Origin of the sequence: Streptomyces recifensis (assembly GCF_002154615.1) — a bacterium.
Lineage (GTDB): Bacteria > Actinomycetota > Actinomycetes > Streptomycetales > Streptomycetaceae > Streptomyces > Streptomyces griseoluteus.
Genome location: NZ_MUNH01000506.1, coordinates 1 through 9699, shown reverse-complemented (window position 1 = coordinate 9699; position 9699 = coordinate 1). Strand labels below are relative to the sequence as shown.

The 9699-nt window shown below is 69.7% G+C and carries 8 protein-coding genes; 2 read left to right on the top strand and 6 right to left on the bottom strand.

Annotation, left to right across the window (positions count from 1 at the left end; all coding sequences use genetic code 11):
- Nucleotides 1-147 precede the first annotated feature (147 nt).
- The gene (locus tag CCN33_RS24280; protein WP_086695622.1) at nucleotides 148-624 is read left to right on the top strand and encodes a GreA/GreB family elongation factor; all 477 of its coding nucleotides are present in this window, start codon (nucleotides 148-150) and stop codon (nucleotides 622-624) included.
- A gap of 62 nt (nucleotides 625-686) precedes the next feature.
- Here the strand turns inward: CCN33_RS24280 and CCN33_RS24275 are convergent, their stop codons facing one another.
- Together CCN33_RS24275 and CCN33_RS24270 are read right to left on the bottom strand one after the other, a co-directional pair.
- A complete protein-coding gene (locus CCN33_RS24275) occupies nucleotides 687-977 on the bottom strand; it encodes a hypothetical protein (protein ID WP_086695621.1) in 291 nt (96 codons plus the stop codon).
- Between the two features lie 25 nt (nucleotides 978-1002).
- Complete coding sequence (locus tag CCN33_RS24270; RefSeq protein ID WP_086695620.1) at nucleotides 1003-3591, bottom strand: ATP-dependent Clp protease ATP-binding subunit; 2589 nt, start codon at nucleotides 3589-3591, stop codon at nucleotides 1003-1005.
- 190 nt (nucleotides 3592-3781) lie between these two features.
- On the opposite strand from CCN33_RS24270, the gene CCN33_RS24265 reads away from it, so the two are divergent.
- The gene (locus tag CCN33_RS24265) at nucleotides 3782-4225 is read left to right on the top strand and encodes an Hsp20/alpha crystallin family protein (RefSeq protein WP_086695619.1); all 444 of its coding nucleotides are present in this window, start codon (nucleotides 3782-3784) and stop codon (nucleotides 4223-4225) included.
- A gap of 63 nt (nucleotides 4226-4288) precedes the next feature.
- On the opposite strand, the gene CCN33_RS24260 is transcribed toward CCN33_RS24265, so the two are convergent.
- The 4 genes from CCN33_RS24260 to CCN33_RS32215 all read right to left on the bottom strand — a co-directional run.
- Nucleotides 4289-6586 carry an FdhF/YdeP family oxidoreductase gene (locus tag CCN33_RS24260; protein WP_086695618.1) on the bottom strand — a complete coding sequence of 766 codons (2298 nt, stop codon included), beginning with the start codon at nucleotides 6584-6586 and terminating at the stop codon, nucleotides 4289-4291.
- A gap of 162 nt (nucleotides 6587-6748) precedes the next feature.
- On the bottom strand, nucleotides 6749-8185 hold the full coding sequence (gad, locus tag CCN33_RS24255; RefSeq protein ID WP_086695617.1) for a glutamate decarboxylase: 1437 nt from the start codon (nucleotides 8183-8185) through the stop codon (nucleotides 6749-6751).
- Between the two features lie 111 nt (nucleotides 8186-8296).
- Nucleotides 8297-9268: a Dyp-type peroxidase gene (locus CCN33_RS24250; protein ID WP_086695616.1), complete on the bottom strand. Its 972-nt coding sequence runs from the start codon at nucleotides 9266-9268 to the stop codon at nucleotides 8297-8299.
- A 190-nt stretch (nucleotides 9269-9458) separates the two neighbouring features.
- On the bottom strand, nucleotides 9459-9699 hold a 241-nt coding region (locus tag CCN33_RS32215), incomplete at its 5' end, for a hypothetical protein (protein WP_167387931.1).

Genomic DNA, 9699 nt, shown 5'->3' with positions numbered 1-9699 from the left:
GCTCCTGGGGCCCGCCCCAGGCGGACGCGCTGGTGGCGGGCAGCCCGCCGTGGCAGCGGCCCTGGGTGCCCGAGGTTCCCCCGGCACCGGGCTCACGCCAGTAGGGTGCTCCTGTCCAGCACTTCCCTCTGTAGCACGGGAGCAGGAATGACCGGTGACCCCGAGCCGATCAGCGCCGAGGCGCGCAAGGCGCTCGAGCAGGAACTGTCCGATCTGCACGAGGAGCGCGAGACGGTCGCCGCGACGCTGAAGGACTCCGACGAGGTCGGGGACCGTGCCGACCAGGCCGACGAGATCCAGCGGGCCGACCAGCTCAACCGGCTGGACGAGCGCATCGAACGGGTCGAGGACCGGCTGCGCCAGGCCGGCATCGGGGGTCCGGTCCCCACCGACAGGGTCGGGGTGGGCACGACGGTCACCGTCCGGTTCGCGGACGGCAGCACGGACACCCTGCACATCGGCGAGATCGCCGACGCCCGCGACCCGAAGCTGGTCACCTCCGACAGCCCGCTGGGCCGCGCGCTCCTCGGCCGCACCCCCGGCGACACCGTCAGCTACGAGGCCCCGGACGGCGAGGCCACCGCGGTCGTGGTCTCCCTGGGCACGCCCGGCGACCAGGGCTGAGAACGGCGCACGCCCAGGCGGACCGGACTCGGGTGTCCGGTCCGCCCAGGGTTCACCGCGGGTCAGCCGTCGTAGTGGGACGGCGGGAAGGGGTCTTCCTGCTCGCGCTGCCGACGCGTCAGGTCACCCGTCTCCACCTCGCCCCGTTCGACCTGACGGTCGATCTCGGCGGTCTCCTGCTCGTAGATCCGCTCCGGACTCTCCTGCTCCCGGACCGGGAGGCCGACGTCACGCCGGTCCTCCTGAGCGCGTTCCTCGAGTTCGGTGTCGTCCGGGCGGCGGGGCAGCCCACGCCCGTGGTCGCGGTCGGGGTCGCCCTCGACCTTCTTGTTGGACTTGTGGTGGTGCGCCATGGGGTTCTCCTTGCCGCCGTAGGTCCTACTTGGCCTCGGCGTCCTTCGAGTCGGCCTTCTTCTTGCCGCCGGACGCGGTCTTCTTGGCCGCCGCCTTCTTCCCCGCGGACTCGTCGTCCTTCCCGGACTTCTTCTCGTCCGCCTTGCGCACGGTGACGTGCAGCGAGTCGTTCTGCACATCCGCGACGATGGTGTCCCCCGGGTCGGCCTGGCCACTGAGCAGCAGCTCCGCGATGCGGTTGTCCAGCTCCGTCTGGATCGTGCGGCGCAGCGGACGCGCGCCGAACTCCGGCTGGTGGCCGTGGGCGATCAGCAGCTTCTTCGCCGCCTCGGTGACCTCCAGTTGCAACCCCTGCGCCCTCACCCGGCGCCGGCTCTGGTCCAGCAGGTGGTCCACGATCTGGGAGAGGTCGTCCTCGGTGAGGCCGTGGAAGATGATGATGTCGTCGATCCGGTTGAGGAACTCCGGCAGGAAGCGGCCGCGCAGCTCCTGAAGCAGTTCGTCCTTGATCTCGGACACGTCGCCCTGGTGCGCCAGGATGAGCTGGGCGCCGATGTTGGACGTCATGATGATGACGGTGTGCCGGAAGTCGACGGTGCGGCCCTGGCCGTCGGTCAGCCGCCCGTCGTCCAGGATCTGCAGCAGCGTGCTGAACACGTCCGGGTGCGCCTTCTCGATCTCGTCGAAGAGCAACACGCTGTAGGGCTGACGGCGGACCTTCTCGGTGAGCTGTCCGGCCTCCTCGTAGCCGACGTATCCGGGAGGCGCGCCGACCAGGCGGGAGACGGTGTGCTTCTCCTGGAACTCGCTCATGTCGAAGCGGATCATGCGGTCCTCGTCGCCGAACAGCAGCTCGGCGAGGGCCTTGGCGAGTTCGGTCTTGCCGACACCGGTGGGACCGAGGAAGAGGAACGAGCCGACCGGGCGGTTCGGGTCGCCCATGCCCGCGCGATTGCGGCGCACCGCCTGCGAGACGGCGGTGACGGCCTCGTTCTGCCCGACGATGCGGGCGTGCATCTCCTCCTCCAGGTTGAGCAGCCGCTCCTTCTCGCTGGCGGTGAGCTGGGAGACGGGGATGCCGGTCCGGCGGGAGACGATGTCGGCGATGTCGTTCGGGGTGACCGTGACGACGCCTTCTCGGCGCTCCTCGATGCCCGCGAGTTCGGCCTCGACGTCCGCGATCTTCTTCTTGAGGTCGTTCGCCCTCTCGTAGTCCTGGCCGGACACGGCCTCGTCCAGCTCGCGCCGGAGCTTGGCGATCTTGTCCTCACGGGCGACGACCTCGGTGGAGCGGGCCGCGCTGCGCAGCCGTACCCGGGCGCCGGCCTGGTCCATCAGGTCGATGGCCTTGTCGGGGAGGAAGCGGTCGGTGATGTAGCGGTCGGACAGCACGGCACAGGCTTCGAGGGCGGAGTCCTCGTAGCGGACCTGGTGGTGGGCCTCGTAGGCGTCGCGCAGCCCTTCGAGGATCAGCACGGTCTCTTCGACGCTGGGCTCCGGCACCATGACGGGCTGGAAGCGTCGCTCGAGGGCGGCGTCCTTCTCGATGTACTTGCGGTACTCGTCGATCGTGGTCGCGCCCACGACGTGCAGCTCGCCGCGGGCGAGGGCGGGCTTGAGGATGTTGCCCGCGTCCATCGAACCCTCGCCGGTGGCGCCGGCGCCGACGACGGTGTGCAGCTCGTCGATGAAGAGGATGATCTCGCCCTCGGACGCCTGGACGTCCTCGATGACCTTCTTCAGCCGCTCCTCGAACTGGCCGCGGTACTGGGCGCCGGCCACCAGGCCGGACATGTCGAGGGCGACGACCCGCTTGTCCTTCAGGGTGTCGGGTACGTCCCCGATCACGATGCGCTGGGCGAGTCCCTCCACGATGGCGGTCTTGCCGACACCGGGCTCACCGATGAGGACCGGGTTGTTCTTGGAGCGGCGGGAGAGGATCTCGACCGTCTGCTCGATCTCGTCCGCGCGTCCGACCACCGGGTCGAGCTTGCCCTGCCTGGCCTCCTCGGTGAGGTCGCGGCCGAACTCGTCCAGGGTGCTGGTGGGGCCGCCCCCCGGGCGGCCCTGGTCCTGGCGGGCGGCCTGCTCGGTGCGCGAGGCCAGCTTCTTTCCGTCGACGCCCTCGGCGGACAGCAGACGCCCGGCGCCGGAGTCGGCGTCCTCCAGCAGCGCGGCCAGGATGTGCTCCGGGCCGATGTAGGAGTTGCCGGCCGCCTGGGACTGGGCGAAGGCGTCGGCCAGGGTGCGCTTGGCGGCCGGGGTGAGGCCGGGTTCGGCGGACGGGGTGGCGGACTCGCCGGGCAGCACCTCACTGATCGTCTGGGCGAGCTTGTCGGGGTCGACCCCGGCCTGCGCCAGGATGCGGCGGCTGGGCTCGACCTTGGTCGCGGCCCACAGCAGGTGCTGGGTGTCGAGGTCGGAGGTACCATCCTCCTCCGCCTTCTGCGCGGCCAGATTGAGCAGTTCCTGCGAGGACTCCGTCAGCAGACGGCCGATGGGAACTCGCTGCACAGCAGGGGGCGATGACGCCGGTGACATGCCGAAGAACCGGTTCAGCAGGTCGCTGAAAGGGTCGGAGGAACCGAACGGTGAACCGAACGACATCGACATGGCAGCTCCTGGTGCGCGACGGATCAGGTTCTCACTGAACCGCGATGTCCAGGGCCTCGCAACCCGAGGAAGCAAGCTCCCCCAAGGGATTTCCGGGCTTTCCCCACCCATTTGCCTGAGCCTTGCTGCCGCCGTCGTGGGTGTTGTGCACACTCCTTTATATGCACGCGAGGAGAAGAGGAGTCCGGGCATGAGCGAACGTGCGGGCGTTGCGAGGTCGGCCTGGTGGGCCGGACACGATCCCGTGGTGGAACTCCAGCAGTTGTGGGGCGAGGTCAGCCGCCTGGTGGAGCAGTCCGCGCAGCCGGCCGAGCCGACCCGGCACTGGATGCCTCTGGTGGAGGAGGAGGACGCGGGCGACGCCTATCTGGTCCGCGCCGAATTGCCGGGCATTCCCCGCGAGAACGTGAACATCGAGGTCGACGGCCGAGAACTGCACATCCACGGCTCGATCGACGAGAGCACCGGCGGAAACGCCCTGCGCCGCAGGGACGGCAGTTTCTCCTACGGGGTACGGGTTCCCGGTGACGTCGATGTCGAGGGCGTTCAGGCCGATCTCTCCGACGGTGTACTGACGGTCCGGCTGCCGAAATCCCAGACGGCGACCCGGCGCTCGATCGAAATCGGTTCCTGAAAGCGCCGTACACACGAAAGCGACCGGCCCTCCTGGAAAAGGCCGGCCGCTTTCGCGTGATGTCTAAGCGGCAGGCGTCACCATGACGTTGACGTTCTTCATCAGCGGCTGGTCGCTCTGCGTGCTGTAGTCGCCGATCGCGCAGAGCACGTTCAGCTCCGGCATGTACCCGGCCGCGCACCCCTGGGGGATGTCGTACGGGATCACCTTGTAGCCGTGGACGCCGCGCCTGCTGCCGTCCTTGGCGATGCTGGTGATGTCGACCTCGTCGAAGAGGTTCAGCCCCCGCTCGGCCATGTCCTCCTTGTTAATGAAGATCAGCGTGCGCAGGTTCCTGACCCCCCGGTAACGGTCGTCGTCCGAGTAGATCGTGGTGTTCCACTGGTCGTGGGAGCGCATCGTGCCGAGCTTGAGCATGCCGGTCGCGGGAACGACGTCGGTCAGGCCGGCGCTGGAGAACTCGGCACGCTCCGTGGGCGTGCGGAAGACGAGCTCGCGGGCGGGCTGATCGATGCGGAAGCCGAGCGGCAGCCGGACCCGGCGGTTGAAGTCCTCGAAGCCCTCCAGCGCCCTGGCCATCGTGTCGCGGATGCGGTCGTAGTCCTCGACGTACCACTCCCAGGGGGTGGCGCTGTAGGGCAGGGCGGCACGCGCCATGCCGGCGATGATCGCGGGCTCGGAGAGCAGGTGCTCGGAGGCGGGGCGCTTCATGCCGACGGAGAGGTGGACCATGGACATCGAGTCCTCGACGGAGGTGCCCTGCTCACCGGTGGCCTGCCGGTCCTTCTCGGTGCGGCCGAGGCAGGGCAGGATGAGCGCCTGCTTGCCGTGCACCAGGTGGCTCCGGTTGAGCTTGGTGCTGACCTGCACGGTCAGCTCGCAGGTGCGCAGCGCGTCGAAGGTGTAGGCGCTGTCCGGCGCGGCGAGGGCGAAGTTGCCGCCCATGCCGACGAACACCTTCACGTCACCGGTGCGCATGGCCTCGATGGTGCTGACGGTGTCCAGACCGTGGTCGCGGGGCGGGTCGATCTCGCAGACCTCGGCCAGCCGGTCCAGGAACTCCTTGGACGGCCGGTGGTCGATGCCGCAGGTGCGGTTGCCCTGCACGTTGCTGTGCCCGCGCACCGGGGACGGACCGGCGCCCTCGCGGCCCAGATTGCCGCGCAGCAGGAGGACGTTGACGATCTCGCGCACGGTGTCCACGCCGTGCTCGTGCTGGGTGACACCGAGGCACCAGCTGAAGATGGCGCGGTCGGCGTCGCAGTAGACGCGCGCGGCGGACTCGATCTCGGCACGGCTGAGACCCGACTGGAGTTCCAGCTCCGCCCAGGGCGTGGCCTCCACGACCGCGCGGTACTCGGCGAAGCCCGAGGTGTGCCGGTCGATGAACTCCTGGTCGAGCGCCTCGGGGTTGGTCTGCGACTCCGCGAAGATCGCCTTCGCCATGCCGCGCAGCAGAGCCATGTCGCCGCCGATGCGCGGCTGGAGGTTGAGCGAGCTGGTGGGGGTGGCGCGGTTGAGCGCCATGTCCACGAAGTCGTGCGGGATGATGGTGCGGGTGGCGGCCGCCTCGACGAGCGGGTTGATGTGCACGATCTTCGCGCCGCGCTTGTGCGCCTCGGCGAACGAGGTGAGCATCCGGGGCGCGTTGGACGCCGCGTTGACGCCGATGATGAACAGGGCGTCGGTCTTCTCCCAGTCCTCCAGGTCGACGGTGCCCTTGCCGGTGCCGAGCGCGGCCTGCATGGCGCGGCCGCTGGCCTCGTGGCACATGTTGGAGCAGTCGGGCAGGTTGTTGGTGCCCAGCTCGCGCGCCATCAACTGGTACAGGAAGGTCGCCTCGTTGCCGAGCCGGCCCGAGGTGTAGAACGACGCCTGGTCGGGGCTCTCCAGGTTGCGCAGGGTGCTGCCGACCAGTTCGAAGGCGTCCTGCCAGGAGACGGGGACGTAGGTGTCGGTGTCCGCGTCGTAGCGCATGGGGTGGGTGAGGCGCCCCTGGGCCTCCAGCGCGGCGTCGCTCCAGGTGGCGAGTTCGCCGACGGTGTGTGCGGCGAAGAAGGCGGGGCCGACGCGCTTGTGGGTCATCTCCCACGTGACGTGCTTGATGCCGTTCTCGCAGATGTCGAGCCTGAGGCCCTTGAGGTCGTCCGGCCAGGCGCAGCCGGGACAGTCGAAGCCCCTGCCCTCGTGGTTCATCTTCTGGATGGCCTTGGGGCCTTCGAGGAGTTCGCGCTCACGTATCAGGAAGCGCGTGACACTCTTGGCCGCTCCCCAGCCTGCCGCCGGATGGTGGTAGGGCTGGAACTCCGGAGCCCGCTTCCCGGCACCTTCGGCGGGTCGTCCCGACGTGTCTTGGCTCATCACAACTCCCAGTGCTCCAGGCCGACTCGCTGCGTGCACCTGACGCGAGTGCGCCTCAGCCTAGGACACTCGGGCGTGCACGTGACCAGGAGCGTCGCCCCGGCGCGAGGGTGCGGCGCGGGGCGACGGTCGCGTGCCTGTACGGGGAACGTTCTTGGCCGGCTACCGCTCCGCGCGGTTCTCCGAGTGGTGGAAGCCGGTCCCGGCCTGGTGGTCGCGGACCATCGGGTGCGGCTGGTCGCGCAGTTCGGGCAGCAGCCGGGCGAGGTCCTGGGCGAACAGGTCGGCGAGGTCGCGGGTGAAGCCGTTGCGGCACACCACCCGCAGCACGGCGAGGTCCTGGCGGTGGGGCGGGAAGGTGTACGCGGGGGCCAGCCAGCCGGTCTCCCGCATCCGGCGGGAGACGTCGAAGACGTCGTAGGACGTGACGTGGTCGGCGGTGGTGAAGGCGAACACCGGCAACTGATCGCCGCGCGTGAGCAGCTTGAAGTCCCCCATGTCCTCGACCTTCCGGGCCAGCGACATGGCGACGTCGCGGGTGGCCTGCTGGACCGCGCGGAAGCCTTCGCGGCCCAGGCGCAGGAAGGTGTAGTACTGCGCGATGACCTGGGAGCCGGGGCGGGAGAAGTTGAGGGCGAAGGTCGGCATGTCGCCGCCCAGGTAGTTGACCCGGAAGACCAGGTCCTCGGGCAGCGCCTCCTTGTCCCGCCACAGGGCCCACCCGACACCGGGGTAGACCAGCCCGTACTTGTGGCCCGAGGTGTTGATCGAGGCCACGCGCGGGAGCCGGAAGTCCCACTCCACGTCCTGGTCGAGGAACGGGGCGATCATCGCGCCGGACGCGCCGTCGACGTGGACCGGGATGTCGAGGCCGGTGCGCTCCTGGTAGGCGTCGAGGGCGGCGCAGAGCTGGGCGATGGGCTCGTAGGAGCCGTCGAAGGTGGAGCCGAGGATACCGACGACACCGATGGTGTTCTCGTCGCACAGCTCGACCGCTTCGTGCGGGTCGAGGTGGAACCGGTCGCCCTCCATGGGGAGTTGGCGGGCCTCGACCTCCCAGTAGTTGCAGAACTTCTCCCAGCAGACCTGGGCGTTGATGCCGATGACCAGGTTGGGGCGGGCGCCGGGATAGCGGTCGGCGTTGCGCTGGGTCCAGCGGCGCTTCATGGCGAGCCCGGCGAGCATGCACGCCTCGCTGGAGCCGGTGGTCGAACAGCCCACGGCCTGCGCGGGGTCGGGGGCGTTCCACAGGTCGGCGAGCATGGCCACGCAGCGCCGCTCCAGCTCGGCGGTGCGCGGGTACTCGTCCTTGTCGATGATGTTCTTGTCGCGGGACTCCCCCATCAGCCGCCCGGCCTGGGGTTCCATCCAGGTGGTGACGAAGGTGGCGAGGTTGAGCCGGGCGTTGCCGTCGAGCATCAGCTCGTCGTGGACCACCTGATAGGCGGTGTCCGGGGCCAGCGGCAGTGCCGCCAGGCGGTGCCTGGGCGGCTCCTCGGTCATTTCCCTCACCGGGTTCGCCTGCCCGAAGAACGGGTTGAGGGCGAGGGCGGGTTCGTCGGGGTGCTGCTGGGAAGTGCCGTGCGAGAGAGGCGACATGAGTGCTTCCTGGGTCCGATCAGCGTCCGCTGGCAGAGGGTTGGGGCCTGAACGCACGGACGGCACCGGCCCTGAGAGAGGGCCGGTGCCGTCCGTTCAGGCGCTTGGGGGTTATGAGGCGTTGAGGGCTATGTCCCGCTGGGCCGCCTTCTTCCCGGGGGCGGCGGGGAGCGCGTCGAGGAAGGTGGCGGTCGGGACGTAGAACAGGCAACCGGTGACGGCGGTCGAGTAGTCGAGGATCCGGTCGTGCTGTCCGGGGCGCCGGCCGAGGAACATGTTCCGGAGCATCTGCTCGGTGACGTCGGGCGTTCGGGCGTACCCGATGAAGTAGGTGCCGTACTCGTCGTCGCCGATGGTGCCGAACGGCATGTTCTCGCGGACGATCTTCAGCTCGCGGCCGTCCTCGCCCTCGATCGTGTTGAGCATGACGTGGGAGTCGGGGGCCTTCACATCGTCCGGGAACTCGATGTTGGCGAGCTTGGACCGGCCGATGGCCCGCTCCTGCTCCTCCGTGGACAGGGCGTGCCAGGCGTCCATGTCGTGCAGGTACTTCTGCACGATGACGTAGCTGCCGCCGCGGAAGTCCGGGTCCTCCTCGCCCACGTACACCGCGTCGGTGGCGCGCTCCCCCTCGGGGTTGGCACTGCCGTCCACGAAGCCGAGCAGGTCACGGTCGTCGAAGAACTTGAAGCCGTGCACCTCGTCCACGACCGTGGCGGCGCCCTTGAGCCGCTGGGCGAACTGCCGGGCCAGCTCGAACACGATGTCCATACGGCGCCCGCGCACATGGAGGAGGAGGTCGCCGGGGGTGCCGGGGGCCTTGTGGCGCTCGCCGTCCAGCTCGACGAAGGGGTGCAGCCCGGCGGGGCGCGGCCCGGTGAAGAGGCGGTCCCAGGCCGCGGAGCCTATGCCGACCACGCAGCTCAACTGGGCGTCGGGGTCGCGGTATCCGGTGGAGCGGCGCAACGACTGCACGTCCTCCAGCAGGCCTCGCACGGTGTCCTCGCCGCCCTCGTCGATGGTGACCACGAGGAATACCGCCGCCCGGGCCGGAGGAACGACGACGGGCTGTGTCTCGGTCATGGAAGCCTGCTTTCTGATCAGCTTGCGCGCGAGACGAACATAGACGCTCCGGGCGGCTCGTCGTGCGGATTCGCGCCGACGGCGCGGCCCGTTCACATCGGCCGCGCCGAAGCCCGCGAATTCGCCGTCCCGTGGCACGGGGACGGTGCGTGCGGGAGGGTTTGTGGAAGTAAAGCCGAGCCTTTGCGGCTCAGGAGGGACGAGCCGCTCCGGGGCGTCTGCGGCCCCGGCCGCGTCCGGCCCGGTCGTCGGCCAGCACGGCACGGCTGAGCCGGCCCAGCAGGTCGTACGCGCGGTGCTCGGCGGCGGCGACGGCGTCCGGGTCGACGCCGCTGGGCCGCAGTTCGCCGCTCGCGGCCTCCTTGGCCTCGTACAGCTCGACGGCGGAGGCGGCCAACTGCACCTGGGCCACCCGGCGCCGGGCGGCCGTG